General features: G+C 69.5%; 18 protein-coding genes. 3 read left to right on the top strand and 15 right to left on the bottom strand.

Annotated features, from left to right (window positions below):
* Positions 1 to 47 precede the first annotated feature (47 nt).
* Complete coding sequence (locus ADE01S_RS15135; RefSeq protein ID WP_062682547.1) at positions 48 to 1,256, bottom strand: CaiB/BaiF CoA transferase family protein; 1,209 nt, start codon at positions 1,254 to 1,256, stop codon at positions 48 to 50.
* 148 nt (positions 1,257 to 1,404) lie between these two features.
* Here ADE01S_RS15135 and ADE01S_RS15130 point away from each other — a divergent pair, with 148 nt between their 5' ends.
* Positions 1,405 to 2,325, top strand: coding sequence for a LysR family transcriptional regulator (locus ADE01S_RS15130; RefSeq protein ID WP_062682546.1), 921 nt, complete (start codon positions 1,405 to 1,407; stop codon positions 2,323 to 2,325).
* Between the two features lie 18 nt (positions 2,326 to 2,343).
* On the opposite strand, the gene ADE01S_RS15125 is transcribed toward ADE01S_RS15130, so the two are convergent.
* The 10 genes from ADE01S_RS15125 to ADE01S_RS15080 form a co-directional block, all read right to left on the bottom strand.
* Entirely contained in the window at positions 2,344 to 3,366 is a 1,023-nt protein-coding gene (locus tag ADE01S_RS15125) for an LD-carboxypeptidase (protein ID WP_062682545.1), read from the bottom strand.
* Complete coding sequence (gene tadA / locus ADE01S_RS15120; RefSeq protein WP_075873411.1) at positions 3,363 to 3,872, bottom strand: tRNA adenosine(34) deaminase TadA; 510 nt, start codon at positions 3,870 to 3,872, stop codon at positions 3,363 to 3,365. Before tadA ends, ADE01S_RS15125 begins: the two co-directional genes overlap by 4 nt.
* Positions 3,865 to 4,713 carry an HAD family hydrolase gene (locus ADE01S_RS15115; protein ID WP_062682544.1) on the bottom strand — a complete coding sequence of 283 codons (849 nt, stop codon included), beginning with the start codon at positions 4,711 to 4,713 and terminating at the stop codon, positions 3,865 to 3,867. Before ADE01S_RS15115 ends, tadA begins: the two co-directional genes overlap by 8 nt.
* A 102-nt stretch (positions 4,714 to 4,815) precedes the next feature.
* Positions 4,816 to 5,307 (bottom strand): hypothetical protein, encoded by a 492-nt coding sequence (locus ADE01S_RS15110; protein ID WP_082775809.1) that lies wholly within the window; start codon positions 5,305 to 5,307, stop codon positions 4,816 to 4,818.
* Between the two features lie 302 nt (positions 5,308 to 5,609).
* Complete coding sequence (mnhG, locus tag ADE01S_RS15105) at positions 5,610 to 5,951, bottom strand: monovalent cation/H(+) antiporter subunit G (protein ID WP_062682542.1); 342 nt, start codon at positions 5,949 to 5,951, stop codon at positions 5,610 to 5,612.
* The gene (locus ADE01S_RS15100; protein WP_062682541.1) at positions 5,948 to 6,229 is read right to left on the bottom strand and encodes a K+/H+ antiporter subunit F; all 282 of its coding nucleotides are present in this window, start codon (positions 6,227 to 6,229) and stop codon (positions 5,948 to 5,950) included. The genes mnhG and ADE01S_RS15100 overlap by 4 nt, the downstream gene beginning before the upstream one ends.
* The gene (locus tag ADE01S_RS15095) at positions 6,226 to 6,708 is read right to left on the bottom strand and encodes a Na+/H+ antiporter subunit E (RefSeq protein WP_062682540.1); all 483 of its coding nucleotides are present in this window, start codon (positions 6,706 to 6,708) and stop codon (positions 6,226 to 6,228) included. The genes ADE01S_RS15100 and ADE01S_RS15095 overlap by 4 nt, the downstream gene beginning before the upstream one ends.
* Positions 6,708 to 8,339 (bottom strand): monovalent cation/H+ antiporter subunit D, encoded by a 1,632-nt coding sequence (locus tag ADE01S_RS15090; protein WP_062682539.1) that lies wholly within the window; start codon positions 8,337 to 8,339, stop codon positions 6,708 to 6,710. Before ADE01S_RS15090 ends, ADE01S_RS15095 begins: the two co-directional genes overlap by 1 nt.
* Positions 8,336 to 8,680, bottom strand: a complete 345-nt coding sequence (locus ADE01S_RS15085; protein WP_062682538.1) for a Na+/H+ antiporter subunit C — start codon at positions 8,678 to 8,680, stop codon at positions 8,336 to 8,338. The genes ADE01S_RS15090 and ADE01S_RS15085 overlap by 4 nt, the downstream gene beginning before the upstream one ends.
* Entirely contained in the window at positions 8,680 to 11,595 is a 2,916-nt protein-coding gene (locus ADE01S_RS15080; RefSeq protein ID WP_062682537.1) for a monovalent cation/H+ antiporter subunit A, read from the bottom strand. Before ADE01S_RS15080 ends, ADE01S_RS15085 begins: the two co-directional genes overlap by 1 nt.
* 553 nt (positions 11,596 to 12,148) lie before the next feature.
* On the opposite strand from ADE01S_RS15080, the gene ADE01S_RS15075 reads away from it, so the two are divergent.
* Together ADE01S_RS15075 and ADE01S_RS15070 are read left to right on the top strand one after the other, a co-directional pair.
* The gene (locus ADE01S_RS15075; protein WP_062682536.1) at positions 12,149 to 13,135 is read left to right on the top strand and encodes a Bug family tripartite tricarboxylate transporter substrate binding protein; all 987 of its coding nucleotides are present in this window, start codon (positions 12,149 to 12,151) and stop codon (positions 13,133 to 13,135) included.
* Between the two features lie 399 nt (positions 13,136 to 13,534).
* Positions 13,535 to 14,518, top strand: a complete 984-nt coding sequence (locus tag ADE01S_RS15070; RefSeq protein WP_062682535.1) for a hypothetical protein — start codon at positions 13,535 to 13,537, stop codon at positions 14,516 to 14,518.
* Here the strand turns inward: ADE01S_RS15070 and ADE01S_RS15065 are convergent.
* The 4 genes from ADE01S_RS15065 to ADE01S_RS15055 all read right to left on the bottom strand — a co-directional run bounded on the left by ADE01S_RS15065 (position 14,515) and on the right by ADE01S_RS15055 (position 19,524).
* Positions 14,515 to 15,390, bottom strand: a complete 876-nt coding sequence (locus ADE01S_RS15065) for a DMT family transporter (RefSeq protein WP_062682534.1) — start codon at positions 15,388 to 15,390, stop codon at positions 14,515 to 14,517. The genes ADE01S_RS15070 and ADE01S_RS15065 overlap by 4 nt on opposite strands.
* 155 nt (positions 15,391 to 15,545) lie before the next feature.
* Positions 15,546 to 15,743, bottom strand: coding sequence for a hypothetical protein (locus ADE01S_RS31585; protein WP_131828745.1), 198 nt, complete (start codon positions 15,741 to 15,743; stop codon positions 15,546 to 15,548).
* A gap of 32 nt (positions 15,744 to 15,775) precedes the next feature.
* A complete protein-coding gene (locus tag ADE01S_RS15060; protein ID WP_062682532.1) occupies positions 15,776 to 18,400 on the bottom strand; it encodes an AAA family ATPase in 2,625 nt (874 codons plus the stop codon).
* Positions 18,397 to 19,524 (bottom strand): metallophosphoesterase family protein, encoded by a 1,128-nt coding sequence (locus tag ADE01S_RS15055; protein WP_062682530.1) that lies wholly within the window; start codon positions 19,522 to 19,524, stop codon positions 18,397 to 18,399. The genes ADE01S_RS15060 and ADE01S_RS15055 overlap by 4 nt, the downstream gene beginning before the upstream one ends.
* Positions 19,525 to 19,617 lie beyond the last annotated feature (93 nt).

Genomic DNA, 19,617 nt, shown 5'->3' with positions numbered 1-19,617 from the left:
GGCGCCCGGGCCTGTCTGCAAGCGGCTCCGTGGCGATGGAACCGGCTTCAGATCACCCCTCGCTCCCGCAGGCCCGCCCGCTGCGCGCCGGAGTAACCCAGCGCGCCCAGCACCTCCTCGTTGTGCTGCCCGAGGCTGGGCCCGGCGTGATGCACGGCGCCCGGCGTCTCGGAGAACCGCGGCACGACGCTCTGCATCCTGACGGGCCCCAGTTCGTCGTCGTCCACGGACACGATGCCCTCGCGGGCCGCGATGTGCGGGTCCCGGAAGATGTCCGCGATGTCGTAGATGGGGCTGAATCCCACGGCATGTGCGTCCAGCAGGGCCGCCAGTTCATCGAGCGTGCGGCGCGCGATGGCGTCGGCCACCAGCGCGTCCAGCGCCTCGCGGTTGCGCACCCGGTCGGGATTGGTCCGGTAGCGCGGATCCTCGGCCACGCCGGTCAGTTCCAGCGCCACGCAAAGCCGCTCGAAAATGCGCTGCGTGGATGCCGCGATGGAGGCCCAATGGCCGTCCCGGGTCCGGTACACGTTGCCCGGCGCCGCATACTGGCTGCTGTTGCCCAGCCGCCCCCGGACGATGCCGAGCTGGTCGTATTCGATGGGAAGAAAGTCCATCACCCGGAACATCGATTCCATCAGCGAGCAATCGATTTCCTGGCCCTGCCCTCGCGGCGCCACCTTCTCGCGGTACAGCGCGGCGACGATGCCCAGCGCGCCGAACAGGCCGGCCACGGCGTCGGCGATGGGGAACCCCATGTGCAGGGGCCGCCCGTCCGATTCGCCGCAAATATTGGTGAGGCCGCTCATCGCTTCGAACACCCGGGCGAATCCGGGCTTGTTGCGGTAGGGGCCGGTCTGGCCGAACCCCGTCACGCGCAGGATGGTCAGCGCCGGATTCTGCTCGTGCAGCCATTCGCGCGACATGCCCCAGCCGTCCAGCGTGCCGGGGCGGAAGTTCTCCACCAGCACGTCGAAACCGGGCAGCAGGCGCGCCACGATGTCGCGCCCTTCGGCGGTGCGCAGGTCGACCGAAATGCCCTTCTTGTTGCGATTCGCCACCTTCCACCACAGGGGCACGCCCTCCTTGTGCGGCGCAAGCGCCCGCAAGGGATCGCCCACCCCGGGGATTTCCACCTTGAGCACGTCGGCGCCCAGGTCCGCCAGCAGCGTCGCGGCCCAGGGGCCGGCCACCACGGTGGACAGATCAAGAATGCGGAGGCCTTTGAGCGGGCCGGCACTTTCCTCGAAACTCATCTGCTGACTCCTTGGGGCTTGCCGGAGCGATCCGGCATGTCACGCTGCGCGAATACGAGAGGGATGAGGAATTCTGTGCTGAAATCGAGCCATCCGGAACGGGCATTTTCGATAAACCAGTTATCTCGATTCGAGATGGGTTATAGCCATGGACCTCAAGAACCTGCGGATATTCACCCGCATCGCCGAAGCCGGCAGCCTGACGCGGGCCGCCGCCGCGTTGGGCATCGTGCAATCGGCCTTGAGCCGCCAGTTGTCCGAGCTGGAGCAGGAGCTCGGCGGACGGCTGTTCTTTCGCACCGGGCGCGGGGTGCTCCTGACCGAGCTGGGCGAAAGCCTGATGCCGCGCGCCCAGGCCTTGCTGCTCGAAGCCGATCAGTTGCTGGAGGAAGCCAAAGCCGCCCAGCGCAAGCCGGCCGGCATCGTCAATCTGGGCGTGATTCCCTCGTTGTCGCAGCCGCTGACGGGCATGCTGCTGACCTACACGCAGGCGCGCTATCCCGGCATCCGGCTGCGGGTCTTCGAAGGCTATAGCGGGGAGATCGAAGCCTGGCTGGCCAACGGCAAGATCGATATCGGCATCTACAACCGCTATCGCACCGCCTCCACGCGCCTGCTGGAAGTGTTGTGCGAAACGGAAATGACGGTGGTTACCTGCGCCGGATCGGCGCTGGCGGCGCGCCCCGAGCTGCGCCTGGCCGACCTGGCCGCGGCGCCCCTGGCGCTGCCCGTGCGCCCGAACGCGCTGCGCACGGTGCTGGACAGCCTGACCTTGCGCGCGGGAATGGAGTTGAACGTCGTGCTGGAGGCGGACTCGGGCGTCGTCATCAAGGACGCCATCCGGCGCGGCGGCCTGCACAGCATCCTGCCCGCCCACGCCGTATCGGCGGAAGTGGCGGACGGCAGCCTGGTTCCGATCCGCCTGACCGATCCCGTCATCCGCCAGACGGTGCTGATGGACATCAGCCGCCAGCGCCCCGCCACCGCGGCCACGCGGCTGCTTTTCAAGGCGTTGCCGGATCTGGCGCGCGAGGTCGTGGCGGGCGCGCCCGCGGTCCGGGCCCGCTAGCGCCCCGCGCCGGCCGGCTTAGTGGTGGTGCTCGTCCAGCACCAGGTGCGCCAGCCCCCGCTCGGTGGCCAGGCCGACCTTCTGCCCGATCGGCAGCGTGGCCTTGGTGGCCACGTGGCCGTAAGGCAGCCCCGTCACCACCGGGACCTTGACGGTGCGGCGCAGCCAGGCGACCGCTTCGTGCAGGTCGTAGCCCTTGTCGTGGGGCGCCAGCTTGTAGTCGGAGAAGCGGCCCAGCACGATGGCTTTCTGCCGGGCCAGGATGCCGGCCTGGTGCAGCTGGATCAGCATGCGCTCGATGCGGTAGGGATGCTCGGCCACGTCTTCCAGGAACAGGATGCCGCCGCGCACCTTGGGCATGTAGGGGGTGCCCACCAGCGACGCCACCATGGCGAGGTTGCCGCCCCAGAAGATGCCGCGGCAATCCACCGGATCCGCGTCCTGGGTCTCGAAGCTGAGGATTTCCAGTTCGCCGCGCATCACTTCGCCGAACAGGGCTTCGGTGAGGTCGTCGACCTTCTTGCCGCCGAAGTCGGCGACGGCGGTGGCGCCGGTGTAGCTGACCGCGCCGGTCTGCGCCAGCAGGCCCAGGTTGAAGGCGGTGAAGTCGCTCATGCCGACGAAGCGCTTGCCGCTGTCGGCCATGGCCTTCCAGTCGATGGCGGGCAGCAGCCGGCTCAGCCCGTAGCCGCCGCGGGTCACCATGACGATGGGCAGCTTCTGCTTGACGGCGCGAGCCAGGCTGGCCAGGCGCTGGGCATCGGTGCCCGCGAAGCGCTGGTGCTCGGCGAATGCCGTGCGGTCCAGGGCGGTCTTGAACCCCTGCGCCTGCAGGCGCGTGCGCGCCAGTTCGACGGTGGCCGGATCGCGCACCGCGGACGAGGGCGAGATCAGGTAGATGCCGCGCGCGTCGGGCAGCGCGTGATCGTGGGCGTGGTCATGCCCGCAATCGTCGCCGCATTCGGGGCCGTGGTCGTGGCCGTGATCGTGGCTTGCGGCGGCTTTCGCGCCGCGCGGCTTGGCGGCTTTGGGGGTGCTCATGCGATGGATTCCTTGCTGCGGCGCTCACGGAAGAACCGGCGCAGCAACTCGCCGCAGGGTTCCGCCAGCACGCCGCCGGTGACTGAAGTGTGATGATTGAGTCTGGGCACCGAGCCCACGTCCAGCACGCTGCCGCAGGCGCCGGTCTTGGGATCGTAGGCGCCGAACACGACGCGGGCCAGCCGCGCGTGCAGCATGGCCCCGATGCACATGACGCAGGGCTCCAGGGTGACGTACACGGTGATGCCCGGCAGCCGGTAGTTTTCCAGCGCCCGGGCCGCGCCGCGCAGCGCCACGATCTCGGCGTGGGCGGTGGGGTCGTGGTCGATGATGGTGCGGTTGTAGCCGCGGCCGAGGATATCGCCCTGCGCCGACACCACCAGCGCGCCAACGGGCACTTCGCCGATGTCGTAGGCGGCCTGGGCCTCTTCCAGCGCCAGGGTCATGAAACGGGCGTCCTGCGCGGTCCAGGGCGAGACCGCCGCCGTGGCGTCCGCCTCAACCACGGTACACCCGGGACTTCAATGCGATGCGGCCGGCCAGGCTGGTCACGGCCTCTTCCAGCCATTGGTAGAGTTCGGCCTCTTCGTCGTAGCGGGCCTGGTTCAGGTTCGACACCCGGCCCTCCTCGATGAAGCCCCAGGCCCGGCTGCGCTTGTCGCGATGTTTCGGATCCCAGACGCCGAAGGCGTAACCGCCGGCGCGGCGGATCAGCGAAAAGCAGGGAATGTCCGTGTAGCCGTCGCCGACGAACACCATCTGATCGAACGGCACGCGCAGGCGGTCCTCGGGCACCTTGCGGTTGACCTCGAAGGGCTTGTTGCGGAAGTCGCGGCCGATGATGCCTTTCTGGATGTGGAACAGGTAGCGGGTCTTGTCGGTAAAGCTGACGATGCGGCGCGGGAATTCGATGCCGCCGTCCGCGCCATAGACGAATTCGGAGGCCCAGATCTCGGTGAATTCATGGGCGATGGGCGTGGAGCGGACCACGTCGCCGATGCCGCTGGAAATCAGGTAGAACTCCAGTTGCACTTGCGGCTGCTCGGCCCGGACGGCGGCGCGCAGGCGCTGGAACAGCGTGGGCACGCCGTCGTGCAACTCCAGGCGGGCGCCCCAGTCCTTCAGGCGCTGTTGCGTGATGCGTCCATGCCTGCCTTCCCGGGAAAGGCGGATCATTTGATACAGATAGGCGGGCACCGGGTCCCAGTCTTGCTGCGACAGCAGCGGGTCGACCTCGTCCTTCCAGAAGGAAGCCGTGTCCACCCCGATGCTCTCCAGGAAGCCGGACGTGCTGTCCGAGGCCAGCGTGTCGTCGAAATCGAAAACCAGGGCGATGACGTCGGACATGAATATGCGTGAAAAAGGGCGACAGCCGCCATTTTGCCTGAATGTGGCGGCGGCTGCGCCTCTTGCGGCCAGGAACGCGGGGTTCCCGGCCCCTGCCCGGCCCTACTGGCGGATGGGCGAGCTCATCGTGCCGCCGGCGGGCGCTGGCGCCGCGCCCGGAACGCCGGTGGCGCCGGAGGCGGGCGGAACCGAATCCGCCGGCACCTGGATCACCGTTTCGCGCAGGACGCCCCCGCCCTGCACGCTGCCGCGCACGTTGGTGGGCGAGGTCATCTGCGTCACGCAATCCTGGCGCGAGGCCGCCGGCAGGCGGTTGCAGCGGTCGATCATGTTCTGCTGATACTGGTCGGTGCTGCCTTCCTTCAGATTCTGGCGGCCGGCTTCCTGGCGGGCCGCGCCGGCTTCGCGCATGCAGGCGGCAGGGTCCTGGCCGGTCGCGCCGCTCTTGCAGGCCGCCACGTCCTGCTGATACTGGGATTGGGCTGAGCCGCGGCCGGTCGCATCAGCCGCGTGGAGCGCCCCCGCGGCCAGCATCAGGCCTGCCGCGCAAAGGGTCGCCGCAAGGCGTTTGGTGTGCATGGGTCGTGTCTTCATGGCCAGCTCCTTCAATAGCGTTTGCACCAGAGCGGCGCGCCCCGGGGGACGCCGCCGCTCGCTTAGGGCCTGCTCGCTCGATGGAGAGCAGGCCGTCATCCCACTATCCCACGATGCCGCGTCGGCGAGGTGTCCAGCGACGTGAAATCGTAAGTCTACGTTTCAATTGCCGCAATGCAACATGAGATCTCGCCGGGCGTTGGGCGACGAGCGGGCCGAGGAAGTGCGTCTGCTAACGCGCGTCTGCTAACGCGCGTCTGCTAACGCGCGTCTACTAACGCGCGTCTACTAACGTGCGTCTGCTAACGCGCGTCCCTGTCCGCATCGGCCTTGGTGAGGCGGTTGCGGTAGGTGGCGGCGCGCATCAGCAGCATGGCGGTCACGGGCGAGGACACGATCAGCAGCAAGGTGATGACGACCTCATGGAATACCGGGCGAGCCGACAGCGCGGAGAACACCAGGATGGACGCGGCCAGGACGCAGCCGCAGCCCATGGTGTTGCCCAGCGTCGGCGCGTGGATGCGCGCGTAGAAGGTGCGGAACCGCAGCAGGCCGGCCGAACCAGTCAGGGCCAGCAGGCCGCCGAATACGAGCAGGATGCTGGCCGGAATGCCGGCCCACAGCGGGATCTGGGCTTCGATCATGGCTCGATCACCTCCCCGCGCAGCAGGAAGCGGGCCATCGCGGTGGATCCGACGAAGCCGAACAGCGCGATCAGCAAGGCGATGTCGAAATACACCGAGGTGCCAGAGCGGATGCCGAACACCAGCATGGTCAGCATGCCATTGATGTAAAGGGTGTCGAGGGCCAGGACCCGGTCCTGGGCGGTGGGCCCGCGCAGCAGGCGGACGGTGGCGCACACCATGCCCAGCGCGAAGCAAAGCAAGGCAAAGGACGCCGCCCAATAAAGTACGGTGTTCATTCGAAAATCTCCATCAGCGGGCGCTCGTAGCGCTCCTGCACCAGCTTGATCCAGTCGCCTTCGTTCTGCAGGTCCAGGACGTGCAGCTTCAGGTGGTGGTCGTCGGTGAGGTTCACCCAGACCGTGCCGGGCGTGTAGGTCACGATGCAGGCCAGCATCGCGAGGCCGTGCGGGTCGCGCATGGTCAGCGGGATCATGATGAACCCGGGTGAAAAATCGTTGGGCCGCGGGTTCAGGATGAGCTTGCCCACGGCGATGTTGGACTTGATGATGTCCCACGTAACGTGCAGGAACAGCGGCACGGCCTTCCACAGGCGGTGCGGCCGCGCATGCAACGGACGCAGGCGCGAGGCGGCCCAGGTGAACCACAGCGCCAGCGCGATGCCCAGCGCGATCTGGCCGGCGGACAGGCTCTGGTTCAGGACCAGCCACAGCACGAACAGGAACGTGGGCAGGAATACGAAATAGAGGCGGCGCATCAGCTTCCCCCCTTGACGCCGCGCACCGTCTGCGCGGACATGACGGCCTCGATGTACGACTTGGGCTGGTCCAGGGAGCGGGCGGCGTCGTCCAGGTAGGCCGATACCGGTCCGGCGCCGGCGGCCAGGCCCACGCAAAGCAGCAGCAGCACGGCCACCGGGCCCGCCTCGATCACGCGCAGGCGCGGCGTGCTGCGGTCGTCGCTCGCCCAGAATACGCGGATGCCGGTGCGGCCCAGGCCGATCAGGCCCGCCAGGCCTGACACCAGCACGGCCGCCACCAGGATCCAGGCGTCCATCGGCAGGGCCGACTCATTGGCGGCGGACACCGCCGCCGACAGCAGCGACAGCTTGGCGACGAAGCCCGACAGCGGCGGCAGCCCGGTCACCAGCAGCGCGCAACAGATGAAAGCCAGGCCCAGGAAAGCCATGGCCGCGGGAATCGCCACCCCCACCACGTCGTCGGACCGGTTCACCGAGGCCGGATCGTCCAGGTCGAAGGCATCGAGCGTGACGGCCAGCACGTTGGCGCCGAAGCTGCGGGTGCGCTCGATCAGTTCGGCCAGCAGGAAGAACGCGCCCGTGGTCAGCACCGAGCTGATCAGGTAGAACAGCGCCGGGCCGGTCAGCGTCACGCCCGGCATGCCCAGCGCGGTCAGCAGCGTGCCGGCGGAGACGATCACGCAATAGCCGACCATCTTCTCCAGTTGCTGCGTGGCCAGCAGGCCCAGGCCGCCGAACAGCAGCGTGGCCAGGCCCGCCGCGAACATCCAGTCCAGGCTGAAGGCCGCCGGCGCGCCCGATGGCAACAGCAGCGAGCCGATGCGCAGCAGCGCGTAGATGCCCACCTTCGTCATGATGGAGAACATGGCCGCGACCGGCGCGCCGGCCGAGCCGTAGCCCTTGACCAGCCAGAAGTTCAGCGGCCAGGCGCCCGCCTTCACCAGGAAGGCCACGCCCAGGATGGCGGCGCCGGCCTCGAACAGCATGCGGTCGGCGCCCGCCAGGTTGCCGGCGCGCAGCGCCAGGTCGGCGAGGTTCAGCGTGCCCGTGACGCCGTAGATCAGCGCGATGCTGATCAGCAGCAGGAACGAAGCCACGAGGTTCACGGCGATGTACTGCAGCCCCGCGCTGACGCGCGCCACGCCCGAGCCGTGCAGCAGCAGGCCGTAGGACGCGGCCAGCAGCACCTCGAAGAACACGAACAGGTTGAACAGGTCGCCGGTGAGGAAGGCGCCGTTGAGCCCCATCAAGAGGAACTGGAACAGGGAATGGAAATGCACGCCCGCGCGGTCCCAGCGGGCCAGCGAGTAGACCAGCGAGGCCAGGCCCAGCACCGCGGTGAGCGTCAGCATCACGGCGGCCAGGCGGTCCACCACCAGCACGATGCCGAAAGGCGCGGGCCAGTCGCCCACCAGGTAGACCCCTACCCCGTCGGGCCAGACGCCCGGCACGGCCCCGCCGGCCACCGCCAGCAGCGCGATGGCCGCGGCCAGCTGGCCCAGGGTGGAGACCAGCGCGATCCCGGCCCGCGCGTAGCGGCTGGTATCGGCCAGCAAAAGCATCGCCGCGCCGGCCAGCAGCGGGGTGATGATGGGCAATATGGGGAGATGCTGCAGCCAGAAACTCAAAATTGGGACTCCCGTCCATCAACGTGGTCGGTACCCGTGAGGCCACGCGAGGCCAGCAGCACAACCAGGAACAACGCGGTGGTGGCGAAACCGATCACGATGGCCGTCAGCACCAGGGCTTGCGGCAGCGGATCCGCATACCAGGAAGGATCATGGGCCGCGGCCGGGTCCACCACCGGCGGGCGGCCCGACGTGAGCCGGCCCATGCCGAAGATGAACAGGTTCACCGCGTAGGAAACCAGCGACAGGCCCATGATGAACTGAAACGTGCGCGGCCGCAGCAGCAGCCATACGCCCGAACCCGCCAAGACGCCGATCGCGACGGCATAGATCAATTCCATCAGGCTTCCCCTGTTTGAGCGGCGGCCGCCTGGATTTCGGCGGCGGCCTTGCGTTGCGCGCGCAGCGATTGGTGAGCCAGCGCCACCAGCACCAGCACCGTGGACCCCACGACCAGCATGTACACGCCCAGGTCGAACAGCAGCACGCTGGACAGGTGCACGTGGCCGACCAGCGGCAGCGCGATGTCCCAGGCCAGCGCGGCCAGGAAGGGTTTGTAGGCCAGCCAGGCGGCCATCGCGGCGGACCCCGCGAACAGCAGGCCGATGCCGATCCAGTTCTGCGGGTTGAGGCGGCTGCGCGACTCGACCCAGTACACGCCGCCTGCCATGTATTGCAGGATGACGGCGGTGGCGAAGATCAGGCCGCCGACGAATCCGCCGCCGGGCTCGTTGTGCCCGCGCAGCAGGAAATACACCGAAATCAGCGCCGCCGTGGGCAGCAGCAGCCGCACCAGCACGGTGGGGACCATCATCGAACCGTCGGGCACCGGGGACTTGATGTCGGGCGCCGCCGGCACCCCGCCATCCTGGTCCAGCTGTTGGCGCGGGATGTCCGCGCTCTCGGTGGCCGGACGGAAACGGCGCAGCAGCGCGTAGACCGTGAGCGCCACGATGCCGAGCACGGTGATCTCGCCGAAGGTATCGAAGCCGCGGAAGTCGACCAGGATGACGTTGACCACGTTGGTGCCGCCGCCGTCGGGCAGCGCGCGGTCCACGAAGTAGGAGGAGATGGTCTCGCCCTGGGGACGCGTCAGCACCGCATAGGCCAGCGCCGACATCCCGGTGCCCGCCGCCACGGCCATGAGCAGGTCGCGCAGGCGGCGGCCGCGGGCGCGCAGCGTGGCGGTCAGGCCCTCATCCTCGTCCTGCGCGATCCGCCGCGGCAGCCAGCGCAGGCCCAGCAACAGCAGCACCAGCGTCACGACTTCCACCGACAGCTGGGTCAGGGCCAGGTCGGGCGCGGAGAACCAGACGAAGGTCAGGCAGGTGATGAGCCCGGCGCCGCCGGCCAGCGCCAGGGACGCCAGGCGGTGGTACTTGGCCTGGTAGGCCGCGGCCAGGGCGCAGACCCCGCCCACCAGCCACAGCAGCGCGAACGCCGGATCCACGGGGGTCAGATGGCCCGCCCCGTCCAGCCAGCCGCCCGCGCGCAACGGCAGCCAGGCCACGAACAGGGTGCCCAGCACGATCAGCAGCATCTGCACCTGCAGCCGCGAGGACGCCAGCCAGCGCAGCAGCCAGGCGGCCGCGACGCTGGAGCCGTCCAGCAGCGCCTCGAAGCTGCGGCGGCCGTCCAGGCGGTAGATGAAGGGCACGCGGCCGGGGTTGGCGCGCTGGTGGGCGCGCAGGGCCAGGTAGAGCAGCACGCCGGCCGTGGTGGCCACCAGGCTCATGACCAGCGGCAGGTTGACGCCGTGCCAGACGGCCAGGCTGTACTCGGGCATGTCCTGCCCCAGGATGCTCTGCGCCGCCGAGGCCAGGAACGGGCCCACCGTCAGGCTGGGCACGACGCCCACCAGCAGGCACATGAACACCAGCAGCGCGCTCGGGAACAGCATCCAGCGGGGCGGCTCGTGCGGCGCGCGCGGCAGGTCGGTCGCCGGCGGGCCGAAGAAGACCTGCAGGATGAAACGCAGCGAATACGCGACGCTGAACGCCCCGGCGACGGTGGCCAGCAGCGGCAGGCCGATCTCGGTGATGCGGTCGCCGCTGACGAACGTGGTCTCGGCGAAGAACATTTCCTTGGACAGGAAGCCGTTGAGCAACGGCACGCCCGCCATCGACGCCGCCGCCACCATGGCCAGCGTGGCGGTGATGGGCATGGCCTTGTACAGGCCGGACAGCCGGCCGAGGTCGCGCGTGCCGGTTTCGTGGTCCACCACCCCGGCCGCCATGAAAAGCGAGGCCTTGAAGGTGGCGTGGTTGATCATGTGGAAGATGGCCGCCACCAGGGCCAGCGTGCTGTTCAGGCCCAGCAGCAGCGTGATCAGCCCCAGGTGGCTGATGGTGGAATAGGCCAGCACCCCTTTCATGTCCTGCTGGAAGATGGCGGCGTAGGCCCCCAGCACCAGCGTGATCAGCCCCGCCCCGCCGATGATCCAGAACCATTCGTCGGTGCCGGACAGCACCGGCCAGAAGCGCGCCAGCAGGAAGACGCCCGCCTTCACCATGGTGGCGGAGTGCAGGTAGGCCGACACCGGGGTGGGCGCGGCCATCGCGTTGGGCAACCAGAAATGGAACGGGAATTGCGCGCTCTTGGTCAGGGCGCCCAGCGCCACCAGGATCAGCACGGCCGGATACCAGGGGTCGGCGCGCACCAGGTCGCCGGCGGCCAGCACGCGGTCCAGGTCGTAGCTGCCGACGATATGGCCCAGGATCAGCACGCCGGCCAGCAGGCACAGCCCGCCGCCGCCAGTGACGGTCAGCGCCATGCGGGCGCCGCGCCGGGCGTCCAGGCGGTGGTGCCAGTAGGCGATCAGCATGAAGGACGCCAGGCTGGTCATTTCCCAGAACATGACCAGCTGGATCAGGTTGCCCGACAGCACCACGCCCAGCATCGCGGCCATGAAGGCCTGGAAAAAGGAGAAGAAGCGCGGCACCGGGTCTTCCGGCGACATGTAGTAGCGGGCGTACAGCACCACCAGGGCGCCCATGCCGGAGACGATCAGGGCGAACAGCCAGGCATAGCCGTCCATGCGCAGCGTGAATTGCAGGCCCAGGGCGGGCGCCCAGGGCATGTCGACCCGCACCACGCCGCCGTGGGCGACGTCGGGATACAGGCTGGCGATCAGAACCACACAGGCCAGGGCGATGAGGCCCGCCAACCACGCCTCGGCATTGCGGGCATTGGAAGGCAGCAGCGCGGCGCACAGGCTGCCGGCGAACGGCAGAGCGAGGATCAGGATCAGCGACATGGCGTTCCGAGAATGTCCGGGCCCCCTCCCGCCAGCGCAAGGCAGCGAAAGACGAAACAGACCGGGGATTGAAAAACGGACGGAACCCTGGCCCGGTGCGTCGCTGCACTACACGTTGCCCCGCGGGGACATCAACCAACGCCATTGAACGGCGCAGACAGAAACAAACGCAATAGTTTTCTTGCAAGACCGGCCAAGAATCTCATCCGAAAAATATCAGATTCTTGTAAGTTATGCAGGAATTTATGTGTGAACCGGGGCGATGACGACACGATCGATGCGCAATGATTGCGCAATCGACGGTATTGCCGCTCGATTCATCTCGTTGTCAGCATTGGGGTTTTTTCGTGATCGGCAGCTATTCCGCGCGTTATTGCGACAACGCAAACAAGCTGATCCGCTCAGGGTCGACCCGAGTTGACCGGGTCGGGATTCCTGTGTGGAATGGCGCCCACGAAGCGTCGGCCGAGCCGGCATCAGAGCCCGGCGCGCTTCACCGACGCCGGCCATAGCAGCCGGCCGGGTCGGATTTCGATAATTATGGAGAAGACTCTTGACCGTGCTGTCCCAAGCAAAGGCCGTCCTGGCCGCCGCCATCGCAGGCGTCTGCTTTAGTACCGGCGCGCAAGCCGCCGACCCCTACCCCAACAAGCCCATCCGCCTCATCGTGCCCTTCGCCGCCGGCGGCACCACCGACATCGTGGCCCGCATCGTCTCCGAAGGGCTGGGCCGCGAACTCGGCCAGCCCGTCGTCGTCGAAAACCGCGGCGGCGGCGGCGGTTCCATCGGCGCGGACGCGCTGGTGCGCTCCGCCCCCGACGGCTACACCCTGGGCGTGGCCACCGTGAGCACCATGGCCACCAACCCGGCCACCAACCCCAAGAACCCGTACAACCCGCTGACGGACTTTGCGCCCATCACCAATATGGTGAACGTGCCGAACGTGCTGACGGTGAACCCCGCCGTGCCCGCCAAGACGCTGGCCGAATTCATCGCCCTGCTGAAGGCCAATCCCGGCAAGTACGCGTACGCCTCCTCGGGCTCGGGCGGCATCGGCCACCTGGACGGCGAGCTGTTCAAATCGCTGACCAAGACCGACATGGTGCACGTGCCCTACCGCGGCTCGGGCCCGGCCCTCAACGACGTGATCGCCGGCCAGGTCAACGCCCAGTTCGACAACCTGCCCTCGTCCATGCCCCACATCCAGGCCGGCAAGCTGCGCGCCCTGGCCGTGGCGGCCCCCAAGCGCCTGCCCGCGCTGCCGGACGTGCCCACCTTCACCGAAGGCGGCCTGCCGGAAATGGACAATATGGCCTGGTACGGCCTGGTCGCGCCCGCCGGCACGCCGCAGGCGGTGATCGACCGCATCCATGACGCCGCCGTCAAGGCGCTCCAGGATCCCAAGACCGTGCAGCGCCTGGCCGACGGCGGCTCGCTGGTGGACGGCAACACCCCGGCCGAATACGCCGCCCAGATCAAGCGCGAGCTCGAACTGCGCCAGCGCATCGCCAAGGAGCGCAATATCCAGTCCACGAACTGATCCCGCGCATCCCCGGCCGGCCCCTTTCGCGGGGGCCGGCGCTTGACTGCAATCGCCCGGCTGGTAGCATGTGCGTCCGTGCGATCCCATTTTTCTCCCCTCCCCTGCGCCGCATGCGCCATCTGCGCCCTGCGCTCAACCCTGTTGAGCTCGCAGGAAGTCGCCGCGCGTTCCGCCTACGCGCGTTCCAAGCCCGGCTAATCGCCCGCTTTTCCCCTCTCTAGAAGCCTTACCGGCCCGCCGCCGGCTGCCTGCGCACATCCGCGCATCCCAGCTCCGCCGCCCGCCGACGGACGCCCTGCCGCGTGGCCGGGCGTCCCGCCTCGCCTCATTCGTTACGTTTTCCGCATGCCCTGGAGGGCCTGCGGCCAGGCCACGCACCGACCTTTTCCAAGCGCCATGCAACTCACCAAGAAATTCGTCAAAGCCAAGAACCCCTGCGCGGGCGGCTACAAATGGTTCCTCCGCGACCACAACGGACAGGGGGACTACCAGGCCGTGCTTGACGCCTTGGTCGCCGACGGGCGCGTCAGCGACGCCTGCTGGCTGCTGGACCAGTTCGGCCCGACCGACGCCGTGCTCAAGCTGGACGCCGTCGACGCCAACGCGATCGTCTTCGCCGGCACCCTGGAAGTGCGCATGGGCATCAACGTGGACTCCGTCGTGCGCGCCGGCCGCAGCATCGTGACCGGCGGCGGAATCCGCGCCGGAGAAACCATCATGGCCGGCGAGAACATCACGGCGGGCGCCAACATCGCCAGCGGCGGCAACCTGCGCGCCGGCGGCGACATTTCGGCGGACTGGGGCATCGAGACCGCCACCCGCCTGGACTGCGTCGGCAACGTGCGCGCCAAATGGGACATCTGCGCCGGCCAGGACCTGGCCGTGACCGGCCACCTCCATGCCGGGCAGGACGTTCAAACGCAAGGCGCGATCAAATGCGGCCAGGGCATCAAGGCCGGCGGCGACGTGCGCGCCGAGAAGGAAATCGACGCGGCCTGCGGCATCCAGGCCGGCGGCTCCATCGTCTGCGGCGATCACTTGGCCTCCGGCTGGGGCCTGATCGCGGGCGAGGACATCCGCGCCGAAGGCGCGATCCGGGCCGGCGAAGGGGTGCAGGCCGCGGGCCTCATCGAAGCCGGCGCCGGACACGGGATCTACGCCGGCCTGAGCGTGCGCCTGGACGCCTGGTCGGCCTGCGCCCGGGTCGTGGCGCAAACGCGGCCGGAGCAATTGGTCAGCGGGCACTGGGACGGCCAGGAGCACGAGGACGTGCCGGAGGGCTCCGGAGAATCCTGGAACGGCTGGCGCGACGAAGCCGCGGCCCCCAGCCTCCAGGCCGGCCGCGCGTCGGCCGCCCAGAAGGCCGGATCGCGGAGCTAGGCCCCGGCTGCCGCCCTCGCCTGACGCCGCAGCACCAGCATCAGGCCCAGCAGGATCGCCGCCATCCCGGCCAGGCTCAATGCGGACAGGCGGTTGCCCAGGACCAGGTAGTCCAGCACGGCGGTGCCGGCGGGCACCAGGTAGAACAGGCTGGTGACGTTCACCAGGTTGCCGGCCTGGATCATGCGGTAGAACAGCAGGGTCGCGCCCACCGAGATCACCAGCCCCATCCACAGCAGCGGCAGGACGAAGCCCGCCACCCACTCCACGCGGATGGGCTGGAACGGCACGAACAGCAGGCACAGCGCGAGGCTGACCGCGTACTGCAGGGGCATCACGTCCATCGGCGCCTGGTTGGCGCGTTTCTGCAGGATCGCGCCCGCCGTCATGCAGGCCAGCGCGCCGAAGGCGCAGGCCATGCCCGTCACCGAAAAGCGCGCCATGGCGATACTCTGGACCATCACCATCGCCAGGCCGCAAAGCGCCAGGCACAGCCCGGCCACGCGGGCGGGCGAATAGCGCCGTTCCACCAGGGCCAGGGTCAGGATGGGCTGCGCGCCCAGCAGCGTGGCCAGCACGCCCGGCGTAATGCCGTGATCCAGCGCGAGCAGATAGCAGATGGAATACCCGCCGATCAGCAGCAGGCCGGTCGCCGCCACGGTGACGCGCGTGCCCGGCTCGGGCAGCCAGCGCCGCCTGTGCGCGCAGATCAGCAGCAGCGCGGCCAGGGCCAGGATGAAACGCAGCAGCAGGAAGCCGAAGGCGGAGGCGTGGAACAGCCCCCATTTGGCGAAGATCGCGCCGCCGCTCCACAGCAGCACGAACAAGGTGGTGGACCCGTAGGAAGTCCACGTGGATCGATCGAAAGACATAAGGTTTCTACCTGTCGAAGTCATGACAGACTCCACCCCGGCCCCGGCGCGGCACAGGGCCGCGCGCAGGCGCAAGCAGGCGCAAGACGGACGCATCGCGTCAGGGCGTCAGGCGAACGGGCTTGGGGAGGGGTTGGAGTCGCGAGCGGACGGCGTCAGCCGACGACGACCGCGCAAGGCGGGCATGCGCCCGCCACCACGCCGCTGGGCGGCGAGACGGGCGGCGATACCACCGTGGAGACGACAGGAGAAAAACCGGGAGAAACCGCGGAATGCCGGAATGCCAGGCGCGCGCGGCTGCCGGCTGCGCGGGCAGCGGAAGCGGGATCGGCGAGGCGCGTGGAATCAGGCATGGGCGTAGCCTACCCGTCCGCGCGCCCTGCCGTCAAGCGATCCGCCGCTGCTCCACGCCCATGTCCCGCCATGCTTCGCCGTGGCAGGTGAACATCAGGATCTGATGCCGGGTCGCGGCGTCGAACAGCGCGCGCTTCATGAAATCGCGCCGCGCATCGTCGGTATGGACCAGGGCGTCGTCGAGCAGCAGCAGCGTCGGCCGCCCGGCTTCGCGCAGCAGGTCGGCATAGGCGAAGCGCGCCAGGATGCCGAGCTGTTCGCGCGTGCCGAAGCTGAGCGCGGCCAGCATGTCTTCGCCGCCGCCGCGGCGCAGCGCCGCGGGCAGCAGCGACTCGTCCAGGCGCAGGTCGGCCTCGGGAAACAGCAGCGCCAGGTAGTGATTCAGGCGGCGCGCCAGCGGCGCCTGCAACCGCTGCGTGGCAGCGGCGCGCTGGTCCGTGAGCAGCTTCAGCAACAGGTCCAGGGCCGCGGCGCGGCCGGCCAGTTCGTCGCGCCGTCGTTCCAGGCGCTCGCACGCCGCGGCGGCTTCCGACAGGCGTTCGCCCAGGCCCTGCGCGCCCGCCTGGTCCAGCTTGCCTTGCAGTTGCAGGATTTCGCCGTGGCGCTTGTGCTGCGCGTCGCGCTCGATGGCGGCGGATTTTTCGTAGCGCTGGACGTCCTGCTCGACCAGCTCGGGCTGGTGGCCGGCCAGCGCCGCCTGCGCCTCGCGCGCGCGGCGTTCGAGTTCGTCGTGGCCGCTGCGCGCCTCGGCGAGCCGGCTCGCGCGGGACTGGCGCTGCGCGGCGCGTTCGGGCGATTGCAGGTCGGCGCCGCGGGCCGCCGCCTGCCCTTCCAGCAGCTGGGCGCGGGCGCCCTCGGCGTCCAGCGCCCGTTGCGCGGCCGCCAGCGCCTTCTCGGCCTGGGCCGCCACGGCCTCGGCCTCGCGCAGCGCCTGCGCCGCCGCCGGCAGGTCGTCGCCGCCCGCCGCGTCGGCGGCCGGCAGCTTGGACAGGCGTTCCTCCAATTGGGCACGGCGCGCCAGCGCCTCGTCGCGCTGGGTGCGCAAGGCGTCCACGCCCTTGGGCGCATGGATGCCCAGGGTCTTGCGCATGCCGTCCAGCTCGCGCAACAGCGCGCTGTAGCGCGCATGGCGCTGCTCGGCCTCGGCCAGCGTGTCCACGCCCGCGCGCTTGAGCAGCGCGGCGCAGGCCGCCTGGGCCTCGGAGACCTCGCGCTTCAACACGGGCAGGTCCTTGCCGCCCGGCTCGATGCGGAAGCTGCCCACGCCGGGCAGGTCCAGTTCGGCCGCGGCGGTGAGCAGCACTTCGTCGGCGCCGCTGAGCGGCCGGCCGTCCAGGCGGGCGTCGCTGCCCGGTTCCAGCCGGTAGGACAGGCGCGTGGCGATGGCCTGCTGCTGCAGCAGCAAGGCGGCCAGCTCGCGCTCGGCCTTGCGCAAGGCGTCGATGTCGGCGTCGGCGATTTCGATGCGCACGCTTTCCGCCTTGAGCGCTGAACCTTGTTCGATGAGCGCGGTGGTTTCCTTCAACGCGTGGTCGAGGCGCTCGATCTCGGGATCGAGCTGGGCCAGCTGGCGTTCCAGGTCGCGCCGGTCGGCCACGGCCTGCACCGACGCGACGCGCAGTCGCGCGGCGTCCACCGCGTCGGAATGGGCCTGGCGCTGCCGCTGCGCGCGCGCCAACGGCTCGCGCGAGGCCTCGGCGCGGGCGCGGGCGGCGCGGGCCTCCCCCGCCAGCGCCTGGAGATCGGCCTCGTCCTGCTGGTCCCGGCGCACCTGGTCTTGCAGCAAGGCCAGCGTCTGGGCCGCCTGCGCCTGTTCGCGGCGCAGGCCTTCGAACGCTTCGCGCTCCTTGGCCACGGCGGCCAGCCTGGCGCGCGCCTCGGCCGCCTTGGCCTCGAAATCCTTCCACGGCTCGGTCGCCTGGGCCCGCTCGTGCGCGCGGCGCAGTTCCGCCAGGCGGTCGACATCGGCGTTCAACTGGGCCATGGCCTGCGCGCTTTCGTCGCGTTCCGCCAGCGCGCTCGCCAGCGCGTCCTCGGCTTCCTTGTACGCGCCCTTGGGCCGGCCGTTGCGCGCATCCAGCAGCGCGCCGCGCTCGGCCGCCACGCGCTCGTACAGGCGGTCGCCGTCGCCCGAGGCGAGCTCGCCCGACAGCTGCGTCAAGGCATCGCGCAGGTGCGTGCCGGCGTACCCGGCCGCCTCCTGGAGGTTCTGGCCCTCGCCCTGCTGGATCCACAGCAGGCCGGGGATGCCGGCGAGGTCGGGCTTGCTCTGCCCGCGCGCGGCCAGTTCGAATCCTAGCAGCGCGGCCAGCGCGTTCTCGGCCTCTTCGCCGTCCAGCCGCTTCGCGCCGTCATCGACCAGCAGTTCGCAGCGCGCGCGCGACAGGAACTGCTTCTTCAGCACATAGCTGTGGCCGGCATGGGTGAAGGCCAGCTCCACGCTGGGACGCGCGCCGGATTCGCCGCGCGGCGCCAGGTCGGCCACCTTGCTGGTGCTGTAGCGTTCCAGGAAGGCCGAGCGGATGGCCATGGCCACCGTGCTCTTGCCGGCTTCGTTCGGCCCCACGAACAGGTTCAGGCCGTCTTGCAGGCCGTCCAGCACCAGCGGCTGGCGGAACTTGCGGAATTCTTCCAGGGCGATGCGCGCGAGCTTCATTTCGCGCCTCCCGGGGTGACGCTTTCGCGCTGGAACCGCAGCAGCAGGCGCAAGGCCTCGCCCGCGACCGCCGCCTGCGCGGCGTCCGACTGCAAGGCCTGCAGCTCCGCCGCCACCTCGCCCACGTAGCCGCTGACGCGCAACTCGGCCAGGTCGGCTTCGTCCGGTTCCAGTTTCAGCCCGGAGAGATCCGGCAGCAGCGCGCGCACCTGCGCGGCGGCCCGGTCCACGGCCTGTTGCAGCGCCTCCCAGGTTTCCATGTTGACGTGCCCCTGCACGTCCAGCCGCAACACGTCCTCGGCGCGCAAGGCGGCCATGCGCTCGGCCAGGGCCTGCGCGTCGCTGGGCAGGCTCAGCGTTTCCGACCAGGCCGACCAGCGGTACTTGCCCGTGGTCAGCCGCTCCACCGCCGGCGCCGCGCCGGGCGCCTCGATGCGCACGTCCAGCACGTAGCCCGGCTCGTTGCCGCGGAAGCGGTCCTGCTCCGGCGTGCCGGCATACCAGGTGCGCTCGTCGATCGACAGGCAGCCGTGCCAATCGCCCAGCGCCAGATAGTCCAGGCGCGCGCGCGCCGCGCGGTCCGGCGCGATGGGATTGGTGGCGTCGATATTGTCCGGCAGGCGCCCCGCCACGCTGCCGTGCGCCAGGCCCACGCGGATGCGGCCGGGCTCGGTCTCCAGCGCGTCGAAGGCCTGGGTCACGTCGTCGTAGGTATGGCGTTGCGTGAGCGGCGCGGCCAGGACCGCGAGCCGGATGGCCGGCAGGTCGACCACGCCCGTGCCCACGGGCACGTGCACGTTGGACGGGATGCAACCCAGCTGCGCCGCGCGGCTCCAGACGCTGTCCGCGAGCGCGGCATCGTGGTTGCCGGCGATCATCACCCACGGCCCGGTATAGGCCGCCATGGCCGCGAACAGCCGGCGGATCGTGCGGTCCGACACGCCCTGCGTGTCGAAGACGTCGCCGGCCACCAGCACGGCATCGACGCGGCGTTCGACCGCCAGGGCGGCGATACGCGCCACGACATCGAAGCGCGCCTCGGCCAGCATGGCCGCGTCATCGGTTTCGAACTGGCCGTATTGACGGCCGATTTGCCAGTCGGCGGTATGCAGGAAATGGGTCATGCGCCATTGTAGGCAAAAGAGATGCCTGTATTGGACCCCCACGCCGCGCATGCTACGCGTGCTTGCCGCCCCCCAGCGGGGGGCGTTTTTTGC

Source organism: Achromobacter denitrificans NBRC 15125, assembly GCF_001571365.1.
Taxonomy (GTDB): domain Bacteria; phylum Pseudomonadota; class Gammaproteobacteria; order Burkholderiales; family Burkholderiaceae_B; genus Achromobacter; species Achromobacter denitrificans.
The sequence above is the reverse complement of the archived record's forward strand: the minus strand, read 5'-3'. Positions and strand labels throughout refer to the sequence as shown.

Coding starts and splice junctions, on each gene's coding strand:
- ADE01S_RS15135 (WP_062682547.1), bottom strand. CDS start 1,256: ATGAGTTTCGAGGAAAGTGCCGGCCCGCTCAAAGGCCTCCGCATTCTT.
- ADE01S_RS15130 (WP_062682546.1), top strand. CDS start 1,405: ATGGACCTCAAGAACCTGCGGATATTCACCCGCATCGCCGAAGCCGGC.
- ADE01S_RS15125 (WP_062682545.1), bottom strand. CDS start 3,366: ATGAGCACCCCCAAAGCCGCCAAGCCGCGCGGCGCGAAAGCCGCCGCA.
- ADE01S_RS15115 (WP_062682544.1), bottom strand. CDS start 4,713: ATGTCCGACGTCATCGCCCTGGTTTTCGATTTCGACGACACGCTGGCC.
- ADE01S_RS15110 (WP_082775809.1), bottom strand. CDS start 5,307: ATGAAGACACGACCCATGCACACCAAACGCCTTGCGGCGACCCTTTGC.
- mnhG (WP_062682542.1), bottom strand. CDS start 5,951: ATGATCGAAGCCCAGATCCCGCTGTGGGCCGGCATTCCGGCCAGCATC.
- ADE01S_RS15100 (WP_062682541.1), bottom strand. CDS start 6,229: ATGAACACCGTACTTTATTGGGCGGCGTCCTTTGCCTTGCTTTGCTTC.
- ADE01S_RS15095 (WP_062682540.1), bottom strand. CDS start 6,708: ATGCGCCGCCTCTATTTCGTATTCCTGCCCACGTTCCTGTTCGTGCTG.
- ADE01S_RS15085 (WP_062682538.1), bottom strand. CDS start 8,680: ATGGAATTGATCTATGCCGTCGCGATCGGCGTCTTGGCGGGTTCGGGC.
- ADE01S_RS15080 (WP_062682537.1), bottom strand. CDS start 11,595: ATGTCGCTGATCCTGATCCTCGCTCTGCCGTTCGCCGGCAGCCTGTGC.
- ADE01S_RS15070 (WP_062682535.1), top strand. CDS start 13,535: ATGCAACTCACCAAGAAATTCGTCAAAGCCAAGAACCCCTGCGCGGGC.
- ADE01S_RS15065 (WP_062682534.1), bottom strand. CDS start 15,390: ATGTCTTTCGATCGATCCACGTGGACTTCCTACGGGTCCACCACCTTG.
- ADE01S_RS31585 (WP_131828745.1), bottom strand. CDS start 15,743: ATGCCTGATTCCACGCGCCTCGCCGATCCCGCTTCCGCTGCCCGCGCA.
- ADE01S_RS15060 (WP_062682532.1), bottom strand. CDS start 18,400: ATGAAGCTCGCGCGCATCGCCCTGGAAGAATTCCGCAAGTTCCGCCAG.
- ADE01S_RS15055 (WP_062682530.1), bottom strand. CDS start 19,524: ATGACCCATTTCCTGCATACCGCCGACTGGCAAATCGGCCGTCAATAC.